Origin of the sequence: Paenibacillus sp. V4I9 (genome assembly GCF_030817295.1) — a bacterium.
GTDB lineage: Bacteria > Bacillota > Bacilli > Paenibacillales > NBRC-103111 > Paenibacillus_E.
In genome coordinates this window covers 6619922-6637875 of sequence record NZ_JAUSZE010000001.1, presented here as the reverse complement: position 1 = coordinate 6637875, position 17954 = coordinate 6619922, and the positions used below count along the sequence as shown (strand labels likewise).

Below are 17954 nucleotides of genomic sequence, written 5' to 3'. Positions count from 1 at the left end.
TTATCGGATTGGAGCAGCACCAATGAAAGTGCAGGATCAATTGCTAGAGAAAGCAATACCTTTTATCAAGGAATGTTATAGTGAACTAGGCCAAAGCTCGGGCGAAATCGATGCTCGTCTTACTGAAATTACCGAAGCCATTAGGTATAAAGGTTACTACGAACATACCCTTCAAGAGCTTGAGCATGGGGCCAAAATGGCATGGCGCAACAGCAACCGTTGTATCGGGCGATTGTTCTGGGAAACACTGACGGTACGCGATGCTCGTTATATAGAAACCGAAGAACAGATGGCTGAGGCGCTTTTTCGTCATATAGAAACGGCGACCAATGGCGGCAAAATCCGTCCAATGATTACGATTTTCCCACCTACGCATGATTCGGCTCAGGGAGCCTTTATTCATAATGACCAACTTGTCCGTTACGCGGGTTATGAAACTGACAATGGGATTCTCGGTGACCCAGCTTCTATTCAAATAACTGCGTTATGCCAATCGCTTGGATGGCAGGGGGCTGGGACGCCTTACGACGTGCTGCCGCTTGTTGTTCAAATGGGAGATCGGAAACCGAAGCTGTTCGATATTCCTACCGAGCTCGTCCTGGAAGTGGATATTACACATCCGGACATAGCAGCGTTCGATGATTTGCATCTCAAATGGTATGCCGTACCGATTGTCTCGAATATGTACCTTGAAATCGGAGGGATTCATTTCCCCGCTGCGCCATTCAACGGTTGGTACATGGGCACCGAGATCGGGGCGCGAAACTTTGCAGACCAAGCGAGATATGACATGCTGCCGCGTGTAGCGTCTATCATGGGTCTGGATACTCGGCGCGATGCCTCTCTTTGGAAAGATAGGGCGCTTGTTGAGTTAAATGTGGCTGTGCTGCATTCGTTTCAACAGCAGGGAGTAGCTATTGTAGATCATCATATGGCGGCAAGGCAATTTAAGAGTTTTGAAGAGAAAGAGCAGAAGGTCGGTCGTGATGTCACGGGTGATTGGTCGTGGTTGATCCCGCCGCTATCTCCGGCGACAACGCATATTTTCCATCAGCATTATTCAAATGAAGTGAAGCTGCCTAACTTTTTTTATCGGCATGAGGGCTGAGCAATCACATGGTAGAAGGGATTGCGTCTTCGTTAAAGGATAGCACAAACAATCGTGTAGTTGATCCCCGTATATCGGGGATTTATTAATTGAAAATTGACCTAGGGACAAATTACGAGATTCATAGAATTGTGTTACTAGAATTGAAAAGAGGATTTTACTATGAAAAAAGGGCTTTGGTACGCCATTCTTGCCTATACCGCATGGGGCTTGCTGCCTATTTATTGGAGATCTTTTGACTCTTTGCTTGCTGGTGAAATATTGTCTCACCGTGTCATCTGGTCATTTGTTTTTATGGCCATTCTCTTACTGATAGGGAAAAGTGGATGGACTGAATTTCGTAAGATGGTTACGAACGGAAAAATGCTGCTCCAGATCGGAGTCAGCAGCATTTTAATCAGCTCCAATTGGCTGATATTCATTTGGGCCGTCAATAACGGCCATGTCATCGAGACGAGTCTGGGGTATTATATTACGCCATTAATTAATATCATGCTGGCGGTCCTGTTTTTGCGTGAAAAACCAAGCCGCAGTCAGTGGGTGGCCGTTGCTTTGGCAGGTGCCGGCGTTTTGTTGGCAACCATCGATTATGGCAGATTTCCATGGGTTTCTCTCTCACTAGCGTTTTCCTTCGGTCTGTACAGTCTTGTGAAAAAGAGAGTTTCCTATGATGCCTCTATCGGGTTAGCAGGTGAAACTGTCATTGTCTTCCCCATAGCAGTCGCGTACATTGCCTACTTACACTTCGCGCATCATGATTCCGCATGGACGTTACCGCCTATCTCTTTAGCTTTACTATTATTGTCAGGTGTTGCAACCGCTTTGCCTCTATTATGGTTTGCTAAAGCGGCTGCTCGGCTGCCTCTTTCCATGCTGGGATTCATTCAGTACATTGGTCCTTCCATTACGCTGCTTTTAAGTGTGTTCGTATTTAAAGAGAAATTCTCTCCCGTGCTTCTCATCAGTTTCTCCTTGATCTGGACGGCACTGATCGTTTACGCATTTGCGTCGATGCGGGTGGCGAGAACTTCTATGGCGAAGTAGATATACACAGAAAAAAACCGTTCGAGCAAATAGCTTCGAACGGTTTTTTAGCATGCTCGTTCCATTAGCGAATAGCGTGCTGCCAATACCACCTATTAGAGGTTTGCCCCGGAAATCGAGCTTTTTCACCCAAATAGCGGAACGACGTTCCGTCAAGGGCGGAGCGCTATTGTCAGGTCTGAGCTTTACGCCTAACTACTCTTTCCGTGTGCAAAAGGAACTCGATTAGCATACGAAGGACATGAGGCAGCTTCATCTGCAAAAGGAACCCGTAAACACACAAGGGGCAACAGCCCCTCTTATTTGGTAGAGCTGACCTGAAGCAGGTGAGCTCCTTTGGTTTTGTTGAAATGTGTGAAGGTGAAGATGAAATCACCTTTGTAATAGCTGTTCGTGTAAGTGCCAGCCCCGGCACCCACCCCGAGTTCCATGACGATGTAGCCGGCATCATTGGGTTCGCCGCGCTTTTTGATAGTCTCGATGGCTGGTTGCAGCAGCGCCAAAGGCTTCGAGCCCCAAATGCTGAGGGAGGTGACGACGGCCTCCTTGGGGTTGCCCTTGGACGGCTCTACCAGCAGCGACAGCTGGTAGGCCGGATAGTTCAGCAGGAGCTTAACGCCTCCTGCTGAAGCCGGATCGGCCGCGCCAGCGCCAGCGGCCGGAGGTTCCACGGCGGCGTCGCCTGCAGCTGCCGTCTCTACGGAGGCAACCTGCGGCGCCTCCTGGCCTGCGAGCATGACGCTGTCATCCTGCAGCGTCACCTCGTCCGGTTTGCCCAGCAAGTCTTCGACTTTCTTGCTGGACAAACCGATGAAACTCTGCAGGCTGGCCTGGCCGCCTGCAAAAAAGCTCCGCAGCAGCGGCGCGCCGTCTGCGTCAAACAACGTGCCAAGGCCGTCATAGACGCCGGCCTTGAAATCGCCCTTGTAGACGAGTTTACCTAACTCGTCATATGCTTCCCCGGCGCCGCTAAGGACGCCGCTCTGGAACGTGCCTTTGAAGCGCGGCACGCCCTTCTCATCGAAGGCGGTGCCTTCACCGCCATACGCGCCAGCGAGGAATTGGCCTTTATATTTAATCAGGCCATTCGTATAAAACTCGGTGCCATCTCCGGAATAGCTGCCGTTTTTAAAGCCGCCTTCATAGATAAGCAGTCCCTTCGCATCAAAAAACTTACCAGCCCCGTTATATTGACCGGCTGCAAATTCACCCTCATATTGGGCGATACCGCCCGATGAGAACAGCTTTCCAGTCCCATTGTATAGGCCGCCGTTAAACAAGCCTTCATACAAAAGATCTCCGCTTGGCGCGAATAATTTCCCAGCTCCGCCGTATTTTCCATTTTGAAATTCGCCGATATACTGCACGTTCTGCTGGGGATCGTATTGGGTTCCAGCTCCGTTAAAGACATCTCCGGCAAATGCTCCTTTATATTGCAGGGTGCCATTTTCGTCGTACAAGGAGCCGTTGCCTGATTTTTGCCCCTTTTCAAAATCACCTTCATAAGCGGGCTTGCCGTTGCTGTGGAAAAGTTTACCTTTTCCGGCATATTTGCCGTCAACCAGTTCCCCCACATAGAGAGAATCCTTCTGGGTACCCACGACTTTGCCATTGCCTGAAAAGCTCGTAAGTTTAGGGGTATCTTTCTGAAGAACAGGAACGCGATTCAACCACTTATTCACGATTGCAGGAGGGCGGATGAAAATAAAAAAGACCAAAACGAGTAGGAACAAAGTGAGGAAAAGAAGCAATCTTTTGGAGACATAATAGGAGCCGATCAAAACGTAGTTTTTCAGCGACGTTTCGCGCGTCTGCAGCATGACCCTAAGGAGCTGTTGAATCTTAATGATCGCTAGTTTGGGCAGCCTTCCGACTGTTAAGATGGCTTTCATGATATGCCCAATGAATGGTGCAACGACAGGCCTTAGCACTTTTTCAAGGGTTTTGACCGGCTGGATCTCCAAATCTTCTCACTCCTAGATGGAATTATTAAATGGTTTTTTTTAAAATGAGTTAAGGTTAAGGCACCTGAATGGTCATTTGTCCCGGTTGTTGTATTTGAATGACACCGCCCCAGTTGCACATGCATTTGGACGTATTGTTCAGAGCGGGCATGTTCGCGACAAGCACGGTCGGTGACCCAGGAGCCCAGGGCGCAGCTGTTACAGGTACACAGGGCATGGGAGTCAGAACTCCAAGTGCAGCCGCCGTTGCCGCAGCAACCATCGGATTCGCCATAGAATTACACATCCCAAACGGCATTATGTTCACCATCGGCTTATTATCCATAATGTTGGCAATGGGCATAGCGGTCATCACCATGTTCGCCGGAAGCACCATTAACGTACCAGGCGCTGCACCGAACGAGCACTGCAGCATCGCTCCGCCGCAAACGAGGTTTCCCATGTGAATCTCTCCTTCCTTGTGCTAAAACTTGCCGTCGAGCTTTCAGAGATGAGCATTTAGCATGGTTTCAGCGTTAAAGTAACGAAATTAGCAGTCATCCTGCGTTTAAGGTTGTTTTATATCGTTAAAGTAGCTTTGAATGGGGGAAATGAGCTGTACCCAATTAGGACTGCGTAATCCCTACAAAAATCCGCTTTTCCATTACTTTTATACTACTAGATAAGTATATGAGCAGTCTATTACTATATTCGATCGTTTTCACTATTTTTCTCCAAAAGATGGGTGCGGGAGTGGGGGAGATATTGTACTATAAGAGGAGATGGTTGAGCGGAGGGATTCATAGTGATAGGGGTAAAATTTGTGAAGTTGGGACTTGTGCTGCTGCTAGGAGTATCGTCGATTGTGACAGTAGGTTCAGGAGCCGAGGCTGCGACAGTGAAGTCTTTAACCATGCGCGAAGCCATCGATCAGGGGTTGAAAATAAGTTCCCAATTACGGGATGCTAAGACCGATATTTTGAAGAAAAAGATAGAGCTGGGGCAAGCGCAGCATGCAGTTAAAAATGAGGAAGCTAAGGCTTCCGGACTATTTGCCAAACCTCGCAATTTAGGTCAGGAATTATCGACACGTTTGAAGGTGCCTGAAGCACGCAAGCAGCTTTATATCGCGCAGGAAACGCTGCGTCAGTCGATGAATACGGCCCGATTTGATGTGCAAAAATCTTATTTAGCAGCTTATCAAGATGCAGTGGCAGAAGAAAATGCACGGAAGAAAGCGGAAGAAGCTAAGACAGCAGTGGAAACGGTAAAAAAGAAGCGGAAATTCGGTCTTGCAGATAGTACTGAACAAGAGAAGACAGATAAGGCGCTGGAGAAGGCTGCATCAGAATATAAACAAGCACAGTTAACGGCCAAATCAAGTCGTCTGGCACTGGGCAAGCTGCTGAATTTGGAAATGGAAAATAAAGTCCAGCTTTCTTTTGAGCCGGATTACGCGGATTTGAATCAGAAGCAGCTGCCTGCCTATATCGCAAGGGCTCAAAAGTCGACGCTTAGTTTGCTTAAGGACACGGAGGATCGGCGGTTAGCAGATGAGAAGCTGAATACGACGCGTGATTTGTACAGCTCCAAGTTTGGTACGGCGCGAATGAAGGTCATGGACGGGATGTATAAAGCCAAAGATGTGGATATGGAGCTGTTCCTAGCTAGTTATGAAACGACACTTTCACAGGTGAAGAAGGATTGGGAAGGCTTTTTCATGCTGCTTGGATTCATTCCTATTCCCAAATCGCTGCTTCAAGGGGAGTTTGACGGGCTGCGCTATTTGGACGATCTCAGAGATGCGCTTCCGATCGCGACTATGGAGCAGAATAAAGCGCTGCTTCAAGAGAAGGAAAGCCGGAATGCGGTCATTGCTGCGGTGCGACTGTCATTTTTGGAAGCAAAAGGGGCCGAAGAAGGCTATGCGCAGGCCTTGCGTGATAAAGACAATGCGGTAGCCAATCTGGATAAAGCGAACCAGAAGCTGAAGTTAAGTCTGATGAAAACGGATGAGCTCCAAGCTTATAAGGATGCTGTCGTTCAAGCTGATCAACAAATTCTATCTGCACAAATGGGTTATAAAATGGCGCTCGGCAAGCTGGATTTGGATACCGGCGGTGCGGTTGAAAGAACGATAAAGAAAGGTGTTTTGCCTTATCGTAACCTCGATGATGGGCTTGCAGCTGTAAAGCCGCAAAAGCCGAAAGCGCCTTTAGGTACTTGGAAACTGAAGCCTTCGGTGGACACGCTGCTTAGTGATTTCAGTGTGAAAGTAAATAAAAAGCTGGGCGCTACGGAGTATGCGGTGTTTACGAAAGAAGGCCGTGCGATTGGGAAGCGGACGAAAATGAATAAGCCCGTGCGTAATTTATCGCTCAAGTTTAGTTCAATCGATCAGCTGAAGGTTGTGCTGTATCAAAAAGGGAAAAAGATCGACGAACTGCCTCTGGAAGGAAAAGGGAATTCGGGGCAATTAGTAGCTTTAACTGCCGAGGATGGAGCGTCTGGCGGAAATTCAGGCAACAATTCAGATGGTGACAAAGGGGACGGAAGCGGTGGCACAGGAGAAACCGGCTCTGGAGCTGCTGAAGAGAAAGGGCTGGGAACCGTCATCATCGGTTCCTACAAAGTGCGGCTGGACGCGCTAACCCCAGCGTCCTATAACGCAGCTGCAGCGACGATGACGAAGTCGGGGCAAGGGATTTTTTATAAATCGGATGAGCCTGGGGCAGTTTGGATCGGCATGGATAATGCCCTAGATTCTAGCGTATTAACCGATTCAGCCAGTTCTGCTGCGCTGACGAAGGAAGCAGTGGCTGCTTTGAAGGTTACCGTCGAGATCACGAAGCCGGGAGCTATTGCATCCTTGGAAACACCCGCACAGCTGCAGCAGCAGATCGATACGCTGAAGAAAGATATCGTGAAGCTGGAAGCGGCCAAAGAAGCAGCCGTAGCAGACTTGAAGCTGACCGAGATCGCTGATCTGGCGGTTCAGCTGAAGGATGCGCAGGCCCAGCTCGGGATGCTGGAGGCGCTGCTGAAAGGCGACAGCCAGGCAGCTCTCAAGCAGATGGAGCTGGTGAACAACCCGGACGCGCTGATTGCAGCGCTGTCCGAAGAAGCCGCACCGCCGGTCGAGCCGGGCAGTGAAGGCACTCCCGGCGGCTCCGACCCGGCCGCTGGGAACGAGGCCAGCGAGGATCAGCTGGCCGAACAGGCTGAGCTCCAGCAGCAGAAGCTGGAGCAAGCCCTCGCCGCCGGCGATGCCACAGTGGCAGCAGCTCAGCTGCATCCGCTTCTGGCGACGCAGGCGCAGCTCGCGGATGCGCAAACTGGCGCTTCCGTTGGTCTGGCTTCGCTCCAAGAAGCGAAGCAGAAGCTCCAAGCTGCGCTCAGCACAGCGCAGCAGGATCCTGAGCGGGTCGCGACGCTGACCCGCTCACTACAAGCCGTCGACGAAGCGATGCAGTCGCTGCAGAAGGACGCGCTGTTCGCGCAGCTTGACGCTGTGCAGGAGCTGCTGGCAGCGCTGCCGCCAGCTTCAGCCGTGCAGCAGCAGCTGGAACAGCAAATAACCAAGCTGCTGGAGCAGCTCCAGCAGCAAGAGAAAGCCAAATACACGCCAGAGGAGCTGCAAGCTCTGGCTGAGATCTCAACCACCTTGTCTAACATCACAACGGTAGACACAAGCTCTGGTTCTGACGGTTCTGCTGGTTCTTCGTCGTCTGGATCCGACTCTGACCCAGATTCCAGCCTAGTTCCTGTCACGATTCAACCCATTTCGGCAGAAAACGTGCTTTCTCCCAATATTTTCATCAAATTTGACGTTCCGCCTGTTATAATAAACGGGCAGGCCTATTTACCTATAAGGTCCGTATCCGAATCGTTCGGTGCGGCCGTTGATTGGGATCAAGAAAGTCTTACCGTAACCGTAAGTACGGAATATGCGACCATCACTAACCGTATTAATAGTACTACGGCTTACATAGATGGTGAGCCCGCCGAGATCGATGGACCTTCTTTGCTGCTCGCAGGAAGGACCTATGTTCCACTAAGGTTCATTTCCGAATCCCTAGGACTTCAGGTCGACTGGCATGCACCAACTCAAATCATTCAGATTTCTAATTAAGAGGAGATTAAAGAGCGATGAAGAAATCGATTGCGGCATTGCTGCTAGTACTGCTGCTTCTAGGTGCTGCCGGTACTTATCTTAATCTACACCGGGATAGCTTTACGCTATGGCCCTTTAACAAAAGCATGCCCTTCGATGGTTTATCGAAGGCTGTCTCTGATTATCAAAACAATTTGTTCGTGATCGATAATGCCAAAAAAACCATTCACAAGCTGAACAGCCAGGGTGTTCTAGAATTCTCCATCACAAGTGAGACGGGGAAGAACGGGGAAGTGTATCGCTTTAATGATATGGCCGTTGATGACCAAGGCTACCTCTATACCATCCGTACACTGCTGGATCCGTACGGCATTGCAGTCAAATCCGAGCAGATTGTTCGTTATAAGCCTGACGGACAGTTTGATCGCAGCTTGTTTACAGAAGAATATGATTCACAAACGAAACGATACAGACTGGGGTCCTTACGAAATGTTCAGGTTCGTGAAGGTATGGTGTACTTTTTCAACGACGAAGTACATCAATTAACCTTATATCAGGCGCCAGTTGGAGAAGCTTCTTCCTCCGAGCCGAAGTCCGTTTACACGATTAAGCTTCCGGAGAATAAATATGTGTCCGAGGCAGACGGTTACAAGCCAGGGGAGATTTATTATTCAACGCGCAGCGGAGAAATTTATCGGGCTTTTAGCGATGGACGCTCCGAGTTGGTTTATCCGCTTCCCGGTCTTGACCGTACAAGGCGTAATTTTCCGGAGAGCTTGCATCTGGATAATCAGGGACGGCTTATTTTTATCGATTTCAACAGCAAATCCATCTCCAGACTCGATCCCAAACAGCCCTACATTATCGAAGGCCTTGTGAATGAGGATAAAGCCAAAGCTAGCGGCGTGGAGCTTGCCTTCGATGCAACGAATAGCAGTATCGCTCAAGATGGCAGCCTCATTATAGTAGAATCAGCTCAAATTAATCGCCGTCTTTCGGATGGAACCATTACCCCCTCCCTAGTAGAGGCGTTGTATAGCGAAGCCACGAGAACAAAGGCCATTATTCTTTGGTCTATCGCTATAGCAGGAATTCTACTTCTGCTGTATGCAATCAAAATCGTTTTCTTTAACTTGCTGCAGCGTCGTCTCCCTCTCATGATGAAACAAATTATTATTTTAGTCCCGGTCATCGCGGTTTCGATGATTCTTCTATCTACCGTCATTTACACTAGCTTCTCGAAGAAAATGGAAGAAGAAACCTTCAGCGAGCTTCTTTTATTGGCCAAAAACGGTCAAAACCTGATTGATGGCGATAAGCTGGAGAGTCTTAGTTCACCTCTGGATTACAATGGAATTGTTTATCAATCGTTCCGTAAAAAGATTCAAGCTGTCTTTGACAATAATGAACAAGATGATAATCAAGGCTTTTACAAAGCGGTTTATAAATATGAGAACGGCGTCATTTATCGTATTTTGGAAGACGATGACGGGATGCATATGTTCAATCCATTTCTTCAAACACCTGAGAATCAGCAGGTCGTGCTGCAAGGCAAGCCGTCCAAAGGCCAATGGCAGGATTTCTCCGGAGAGTGGAGATATGCGATTGCTCCTATTTTTAATTCAGCGGGTAAAATTGTAGGTGTTTTCGAAACAAGTAAAAATTTGGACGGCATCCTCAAGCATCGCCAAACGGTACTTCAATCGATCATTCGCAACATTGCTTTTATTTCGATAGGCTTACTGCTCGTTCTCTTTCTAATGACCTATGTGCTGCTCTCTTCGATTCGTAAGCTTCGCAATAGCGTTGGGGAGATTGCCAAGGGTAACTGGGATACGATAGTTACGATCAACACAAGGGATGAAGTGTCAGACCTAGGCGACAGTGTCAACACGATGGCTGCTCACATTCGAGACTACATCACCAAGGTAGAAAATTTCAGCCAATCCTACTATCGCTTCGTGCCGCAGCAATTTCTGCGTTTTCTGAACAAAGAAAGCATCCTAGATGTCGAGCTCGGTGATCAGGTGGAGCAAAATATGTCCGTCTTAATTTTCAATATCCGAGGCTTTTATCAACTGTCCAAAAGGCTCTCGCCGGAAGAGAACTTCAATTTCGTCAATTCATTTCTGAAAAGATTCGGACCTTATGTGCGCAATCATCAAGGTCTCATGAATAAGTACCTGGGCGCGGGCTTCATGGCATTATTCCCGAATCAAGCAGATGAAGCACTGCGAGCCTGTATTGAAATGCGTAAAGAATTGGACATTTATAATTCTCATCGAGCCAAAGTTGGCTATATGCCAGTTGATTTCGGCATTGGTTTGCATAAAGGACCGCTCCGACTAGGGATCATTGGTGAGGAGCAGCGTTTGGAAGGCAATGTGATTTCCGACGGTGTTAATTTGGCAACCATGCTGGAGAAAATGACGGAACCGCTAGGGGCATCGATTCTCATTACCGATTATGTGGTTCAATCGTTGGAGCAGGCAGACGGCTTCCACTATCGCAATTTGGGATTGATTCAGGTAGAAGGGGTCAAAGAGCCGCTTCATCTGTTCGATGTGTATCAGGGGGATCCGGATACGATCCGAACTCTGAAGGATAAAACCAAAGCTTTGTTCGAGCAAGCTGTAACGTACTACCAAGTAGGGCGATTCTATGATGCTCGTGAAGCGTTCTTAATGGTCATTAAGCAAAACCGACAAGATAAAGCAGCACAGCTGTATTTCTATATTTGTGATGAATACTTCCAAAACGGTACAACAGCAGAGTGGAATGGTACATTATCTGTTTCTTAATTTGAAAGAGGCGATGTTGGCATGCATGTGCACGAATTAGCAACGGAAAAGGACGCAATGCGTATTACGGATTTCTATTTGTCTTCGGAATCTTTTGATGACCAGCGGCATACACCGGGAGAACTAGAACATTTCCGTCATGCACCCCTGCTTAGTTTAACGCAGCGCAATCATCGTCATTGGTTTATTGAGAACGAATCAGGAGACATTATTGCGGTTACCAGCTGCAAGGAAAATGAGCATCAATCCGGAGGATTTCTGTGGGATTACTTAGCTGTACACCGCGAGTACCGCAGACATGGCTTTGCCAAGATTTTGTTCCAAGCGTTGGAGACGTTCGCCAGGTTAGCGGAGGGAAGATATATACTTACATATACCTGTGATTTACCAGAGTACCAGCCCATCCAAAAAATGTTTAGAGCGAATGGTTTTGAATTAATCGGCACTTATCCGAATTACTATTATGAAGGTGAAGCCAGGCTGGCTTTTTACAAACCACTGTGAATCAACTAATGAAATAATAGATTGGACCTGATGATATGCAAGGAAGCTTAACCAGATGGATGGGACTGCGCACTGAAGATATTCGGAAGCTATGGATGATGCTGCCGATCTTTTATTTTAGCGGGATTGCTGAATCCTTGAACTATACCGCGTTCATGGCGCTTTTTAACCAAAGATTCGGTGTGCAGTATTTACCTTATATCTATATCGTAGAAGCGGCAATCATGCCTCTAGAGGGCTGGCTCTTAGCGAAGCTGGCGAATCGGCTGCCCAAGGCCAAAATGATGACAACGCTCTACCTAATTATGATAGGATTGCTGCTCCTCAATGGTGCCGTGCTGCTTGGATTTAAGCTTGGCGGTATTGATTTCCGGTATTACTACCCGATTCTGTTCTTGTCTTCCAACTTTGTCGTGAGACAGCTCACGCTACTGCTTTGGAGTACGGCCTTCGATCTGTGTCCGACACAGCAGGCCAAAAGGTTAATGCCGGTGTTCATCGCTTCAACGACGACCGGCGGAATTACGGCAGGCTTGATCGCCCACCAAATTGGTAAACTGCTTGGTACCGAAGCGGTGTATGCGCTCGCTCCAGTGTTGATGGTGTTCGGCTTCATCTTTTTCCGCAAAGCGCTGGCACGGTATTTGGTGCCTTTGACTTTGAAAGAAGATAAACGATTGAAGGCACAGGGGGATTTAAGCCCAAGCGAAGAGAAACAGCAGCCTGCTGGCTACTATGTGAAACATATACTGCGCAGCCCGTTCTTGCTTTGTGCCATAGCTTTAATGACACTTATGCCTGCGATTTATTTTATGATCGAGTATCAGTACTTCACGGTTGCTGAGAGCAAGTTCCCCCAGGAAGGCGATTTAACCTCATTTTATGGATTAATTACCGCTATTCAATTCACGATCTGCTTGCTTCTGCAAACGGTATCTACCCGCTTAATGAACTGGCTGGGCGCGAGTAATATGCTGCTGGCGATTACGGTCATCTTCCTTGGCGGCTTTGGACTTACTGCTTTGTTTTTAAATCAATCGCTGGGGCTCGTGATGGTGTCCGGCTCTTATGCCATTTTTTATATTCTGCTGTATTACATTGCGGAGCCGTGCTATCAGCTTTTTTTCAAAATGATGCCTATCGGAAGGCGCGATGGCTATCGTTATTTTGCTCAGGGTGTGGCTGCTTCGGGCGGGATCTTAATCGGTTCACTGTTATCTTTGCTGCATTCGTTTGGCCTAATTCAGCTGTCACCTCTTGCTTGGGTAGGTGTAGTTGTAGCGGCTATTCTCGTCGTGGTAGCTTGGTTCGGAAGGAATCTATACATACGTGAATTGGTCAAAAGTGTGCAATCCTTGCATGCGGATCTATCGGATATTGCGGGCTCCTTTATCGGGGGCATTCGCAGCTCCAAAGCTTTATCCTCCATGCTCGGCTATCTGAAGCATCCGAATGATTATGTGCGAGAGCTGGCGCTCGAAGTGATTGGTAAAGCGAAAGATTCCGCTTTCCTGCCGCAGTTGATCGGAATGATTGGTGAGGAAAGCTCAAGAATCCGCATTGCTGTGCTGCGGGCGATGAATTTGCAAGGGGCAACGATTCAGGATCTCGTGCAGGTGGCTTCATTCTTGGAGGATGAGGACCCTGAGGTACGTGCGGAGAGTGTGAAGTTGATTTCAAAGGCAACACATCTCAAAAGCCAATCGCATTTCTTCATTCGTGTTAAGCTGCTAGATAACCATCCGAAGGTTGTGCACGAAGGCGTTAAGGCGCTTTATGCGCTGGAAAGTGAAGAAAGCTATCAAGCCTGTGACGAGGCAATTATTAAAATGCTCGATAACGGTGGTGAATGGGCGGTTTATGGCTGTCACACTGTCGCTGATCTTAAGCTGGATTCCTATTCAGCATGGGTGTTATCGCTGCTCGATGATCATCGTCCTGCTGTCAAAGTTGCGGCTGCGCACTGTATTGGTAAGCTTCAGCAGGTGGATGCAATTCCCCACCTCTTGTCGATGGTGCCACTCGCAGATCAAGAGCTGCGCAAGGCCATTCTCGAGGCTTTCATAGATATGGGGGCTAAGGCTCTGCCAGCCTTGTTGAACGGCGTGAATCATGTGAATCCGTTTATATGGAATTCGGCGGTTACAGCGCTCGCTGAGTTGCTGGATGAAAGTAAATTACGATCAGAGTTAGTTGATCGCTGCGTAAGTCGAATGCTTGCTTCCACGCAGGAACGCGCATTGCCGGCTGCTCTTCAAGAGCTGGGGATGCAGGGGCTTGCCGAGCTTGCCAACCAACGCTGCGGGGAGCTGCATAATGCGTTGGTTGGCGGCGCGTGGGCGGTAATGACCAAGTTCGTAGATGAGCGTGTGGTTACGACACTCCGCGAAGCGACTCAGGACGAGAGTGACGAAGTTCGCGATAATGCTTTGGAAGTTCTTGCTGAGGGGCTCGGCGATCGCAGATTGGCCTTGGCTCTGTTGGAATTATTAAAGAAAGAGACTGTGAGAAGCAGTGTAGCAATGACGGAGCCGCTTCTTATTTTGCAAGAAGCTAAGATTTGGTCGGATGATTGGCTTCGAGATATTGCTGTTTATGCACTAAGTTCACTGGAGCGTGCCGTTATGAAGGAAGATCGCAAGTTTTTAACGATGCTGGATAAAGTTATTTTCTTGAAGCAGGTCTCCCTATTCGCGGACCTGTCCGTGGATGAACTAGGTTTAATTGCAGGGATTGCAACGGAGGAAGTACATGAGGATCTTACTTATTTATTGCGCCGTGGTGAGAGGAATGCGGCCATGTATCTCATCATAGAAGGCAATGTAGAGCTGAGCAATGAGACAGGTATTGGGGAGACTGTAACGATTGGTGTACTAGGACCGAAGCAAGCACTCGGCGAAACGACGGCATTAGACGGATCTCCTTCCTCGATTACAGCTCAAGCGATTTTCGATGAGGTGCGTGTGCTCACTTTGCAAGGGGAAAGCTTGTCTCGGCTAGTGAGATTGTATCCAGAGATCGGGATTGGGCTGCTTCATGCTTCTAGTGCCAGAGTGCGGCTGCTCGAAAATATGCTTTTGAAAATGGCTTAAATCGGTTATTCGGCTAGTGGCTTCAGTAATCAGCGTCTGGGAGGGTGAATGTCGTGTCAGCAGAGTCCATCGTTTTGAGCAATGATCTGAAGGAACTCGAACGGCTAGGTGTATTCTTACGAGGCTTGTCGGGGACTATGGGCATGGATGACCATACGTTGTACCAAGTGAATTTAGTCTGCGACGAGCTTGTGACGAACATCATTCTCTATGGCTATCCGCCTGCTGAAACCCGTATGCATACGATCCGCATTGATTTGGGGCTTGTCCCCGATGGTTGGGAGCTTCGAATGACAGATCGCGGAGTGCCTTTTAATCTTCTGTTGAAGTCTAGTCCGACTGTGGATCAGAGCTTGGAAGATCGAGGGATTGGCGGTCTCGGCATCTACTTTGTGAAGCAGGTAATGGATGACATTGTATATGAACGCTTGAACGAGGAAAATGTTCTAATGATGAAAAAATGGCGAATCAAGGAGGAGGGAATATCATGATGATAACCGAGCAAATGCAAGGCGATATCGTGCTGCTAAGCTTAAACGGCCGACTGGATGCGAATACATCCGCGAGCTTGGAATCGGCTTTTGCAAAACTAGTAGAGCAGGGGAATGGCAAGTTCGTGTTTGATCTTCAAGGACTTGACTATGTCAGCAGTGCAGGGCTCAGAAGCTTACTTGCAGCAGCCAAAATGATTAAGGTGATTCAAGGCAAGCTGGCGCTGGCACGAATGAATGAGCATGTGAAAGATGTTTTCGACATGTCGGGATTTAGCCGGATTTTCTCAATTTATGAGACGGAAGCGGATGCTGTCCATGCTATTTCATAGTTGGAAAGGGAGGCGCGCTAGATGAATATCGTTGTTGGTGTGCTTCTCATTGTTTGTCTAGTGGTTGTCGTTTTTTGGCAGCTGAGCGAGCGAAAGCGTAGATCCGCAGAGTTGGAGCTTCAGAGAACTATGCAGCTATTCGATGTAAGTTTGGAAGTAAATTCGACGATCCGCAAGCAGGACTTGCTTGTGAAAATTATGGAAACCTCTTCCCGCATTATGAATGCGGAAGCTTCGTCGGTCATTTTGGTCGATGAGGAAAAAGGGGAGTTGTTCTTTGACCTTGCGCTAGGTGAAAAAGGCGATGAAGTTCGTGAAATTCGCCTCAAAATAGGTGAAGGTATCGCAGGCTGGGTGGCTCAGACCGGCGAATCGGTCAAGGTTGATGATGCTGGGCAGGATGAGCGGTGGTCGTCGAAGGTAGCGAAACGAGTCGATTATCCGACGCGCAGCCTTCTCTGCGTACCACTGGTAAGCAAGGGTAAAATTATCGGTGTGCTGCAGGTGTTGAACAAGCGGGATGGCGCCCATTTCTCTGACCGCGATTTACAGCTGCTTGAGTCCATTGCATCGCCAACGGCGGTCTCCTTGGAGAATGCCATGCTGTATGAAGCGCTTGAGAAGTCAATCCATGCGTTGAAAACGACGACGGCTGCTAAAGAACGGATGGAAAGTGAGTTGCGCATTGCCACCGATATCCAAATGGGATTCCTGCCTCGCGGGAGTTTGTGTTTAAGCAGCGGCGGCATTGAAGGTGATCTGAGCAGCTCAACTGAAGCGGAAGGTCTTGAAAGTGCTGACGTAGCCGTCGTGGAGACACAGGCCATTATTCGTCCTGCTCGTGAAGTGGGTGGGGACTTCTACGACTACTTCTGTATCGGAGCGGATCGCTTGTTCTTCGTGCTTGGCGATGTATCTGACAAAGGAATCCCTGCGGCATTATTCATGGCTGTAACCATGACATTGTTGAAAGGGAAGATGACTTCAGAGATGACTCCTGGAGAGCTGTTGACGTCAGTCAATCAGGAGCTTTATAAGGATGACTCAACGATGTTTGCGACGATCTTCTGCGGTTTACTGGATGTACGAACGGGACAGTTAATTTATAGCGATGGTGGTCATTGTCCCCCTTATATCATAAGGGAAAGCGGAGACGTGGAGCAGCTGAGAGGGAAGAAGGGTCTCCCGCTTGGCGTTATGGATGATACGCTTTATATGGATAATGAAATAACATTAGGTATTGGCGATCGAATTATACTATATACCGATGGGATTACAGAGGCTGAGGATCGGCTGCAGGAACAATATGGCTTCTCCCGACTCTATGATCTATTGTCGAAGGAGCAAGCAAGTAATCAAACGCGCATGCTTGAGCGGATGGTTGAGGGCGTAGATGACTTCACGAATGGCGCTGTCCAGTCTGATGATATTGCTGTGCTTGTTATAGACAGAACAACCAAAATGTAACCTCAAAGCCATATAGTTGTGATATAGTGAATTTATATGACTTCATGCGTTCAGACACGGATAATTAGGGGACGCAAGCCATCCGCGGATGGGAAATAAGGCTGGGAAATACCACTATAGGGGGTTCATGCCAATGCAAAAGTCACGTATTAACAGGCAACCAGATACTTCTTTGCAAACGAATCATCGTACCAAAAGCAGTACGCAAGGACAGTCTGCAGGAGCAGATCTGATGAATATTCAGCGCACGATTGGCAACAAAGCTGTTGGCAGTATGCTGACTGTTCAGACGAAGCTTACTGTTGGACCCGTGGGTGATTCTTATGAACAAGAGGCCGATCAAGTCGGTAAAGAAGTAGCTGATCATATCGCAGCATCAGAAAGTGGCGGGGCATCTAAGACAGACGTTCAGCGTACGGAGAGTGAAGGTGCAGGTTCGGAGGCTGAAGAACTTCAGATGAAACCAGCAGCGGACACGATCCAACGTATGGAGGAAGAAGATGAGCTTCAGATGAAGCCAGCAGACACGATCCAGCGTATGGAGGAAGAGGAAGAACTTCAGATGAAGCCATCGGCGGAAACGATCCAACGTATGGAGGAAGAAGATGAGCTTCAGATGAAGCCATCGGCGGAAACGATCCAGCGTATGGAGGAAGAAGATGAGCTTCAGATGAAGCCGTCGGGCGAAGCAATCCAGCGCTCGGAGAGCGGAGAATCAGAAGAGGAAGAGCTGCAAATGAAGCCGTCAGGTGGCGGAAGCTTCGATGCAGGGGCTTCTATCGAATCACAAATTAAGTCCAAACAAGGCAGCGGCAGCAAGATGGATAATCAGATTCAAGCCAAGATGGAATCCGCCTTTCAAGCTGATTTTAGCAATGTTAACATACACAATGACGCGGAGTCGACTAAGCTCAGCGCTTCCTTAGGCGCAGAAGCATTTGCAACTGGCAATGATGTCTTTTTCCGCGAAGGTCGCTATAACCCTGATAGCCGTGAAGGGCAGGAGCTGCTCGGTCACGAATTAACGCATGTTATCCAGCAGCGAGGCGGCAAATAAG

12 protein-coding genes are annotated in these 17954 nt (G+C 48.4%); 10 read left to right on the top strand and 2 right to left on the bottom strand.

Annotated features, from left to right (window positions below; all coding sequences use genetic code 11):
* The first annotated feature begins 22 nt into the window (after positions 1-22).
* Positions 23-1108, top strand: coding sequence for a nitric oxide synthase oxygenase (locus tag QFZ81_RS30525; RefSeq protein WP_307449338.1), 1086 nt, complete (start codon positions 23-25; stop codon positions 1106-1108).
* A 162-nt stretch (positions 1109-1270) separates the two neighbouring features.
* Entirely contained in the window at positions 1271-2152 is an 882-nt protein-coding gene (gene rarD / locus QFZ81_RS30520) for an EamA family transporter RarD (RefSeq protein WP_307438418.1), read from the top strand.
* A 299-nt stretch (positions 2153-2451) separates the two neighbouring features.
* Here the strand turns inward: rarD and QFZ81_RS30515 are convergent, their stop codons facing one another.
* On the bottom strand, positions 2452-4116 hold the full coding sequence (locus tag QFZ81_RS30515; RefSeq protein ID WP_307438420.1) for an MORN repeat-containing protein: 1665 nt from the start codon (positions 4114-4116) through the stop codon (positions 2452-2454).
* A gap of 55 nt (positions 4117-4171) precedes the next feature.
* Positions 4172-4558: a DUF4280 domain-containing protein gene (locus tag QFZ81_RS30510; protein WP_060645930.1), complete on the bottom strand. Its 387-nt coding sequence runs from the start codon at positions 4556-4558 to the stop codon at positions 4172-4174.
* A 360-nt stretch (positions 4559-4918) separates the two neighbouring features.
* On the opposite strand from QFZ81_RS30510, the gene QFZ81_RS30505 reads away from it, so the two are divergent.
* The 8 genes from QFZ81_RS30505 (at position 4919) to QFZ81_RS30470 (ending at position 17953) form a co-directional block, all read left to right on the top strand.
* Complete coding sequence (locus tag QFZ81_RS30505) at positions 4919-8227, top strand: stalk domain-containing protein (RefSeq protein ID WP_307605728.1); 3309 nt, start codon at positions 4919-4921, stop codon at positions 8225-8227.
* Between the two features lie 17 nt (positions 8228-8244).
* A complete protein-coding gene (locus tag QFZ81_RS30500; RefSeq protein WP_307605727.1) occupies positions 8245-11010 on the top strand; it encodes an adenylate/guanylate cyclase domain-containing protein in 2766 nt (921 codons plus the stop codon).
* 21 nt (positions 11011-11031) lie between these two features.
* Positions 11032-11514, top strand: coding sequence for a GNAT family N-acetyltransferase (locus tag QFZ81_RS30495; protein WP_307438427.1), 483 nt, complete (start codon positions 11032-11034; stop codon positions 11512-11514).
* 59 nt (positions 11515-11573) lie between these two features.
* The gene (locus tag QFZ81_RS30490) at positions 11574-14606 is read left to right on the top strand and encodes an MFS transporter (protein WP_307438429.1); all 3033 of its coding nucleotides are present in this window, start codon (positions 11574-11576) and stop codon (positions 14604-14606) included.
* A 53-nt stretch (positions 14607-14659) separates the two neighbouring features.
* Positions 14660-15097 (top strand): ATP-binding protein, encoded by a 438-nt coding sequence (locus QFZ81_RS30485; protein ID WP_307605726.1) that lies wholly within the window; start codon positions 14660-14662, stop codon positions 15095-15097.
* Positions 15094-15429, top strand: a complete 336-nt coding sequence (locus QFZ81_RS30480; protein WP_307438433.1) for an STAS domain-containing protein — start codon at positions 15094-15096, stop codon at positions 15427-15429. Before QFZ81_RS30485 ends, QFZ81_RS30480 begins: the two co-directional genes overlap by 4 nt.
* Before the next feature lie 21 nt (positions 15430-15450).
* A complete protein-coding gene (locus QFZ81_RS30475) occupies positions 15451-16896 on the top strand; it encodes a PP2C family protein-serine/threonine phosphatase (RefSeq protein ID WP_307605725.1) in 1446 nt (481 codons plus the stop codon).
* Between the two features lie 133 nt (positions 16897-17029).
* Positions 17030-17953 carry an eCIS core domain-containing protein gene (locus QFZ81_RS30470; RefSeq protein WP_307605724.1) on the top strand — a complete coding sequence of 308 codons (924 nt, stop codon included), beginning with the start codon at positions 17030-17032 and terminating at the stop codon, positions 17951-17953.
* Position 17954: the final 1 nt, after the last annotated feature.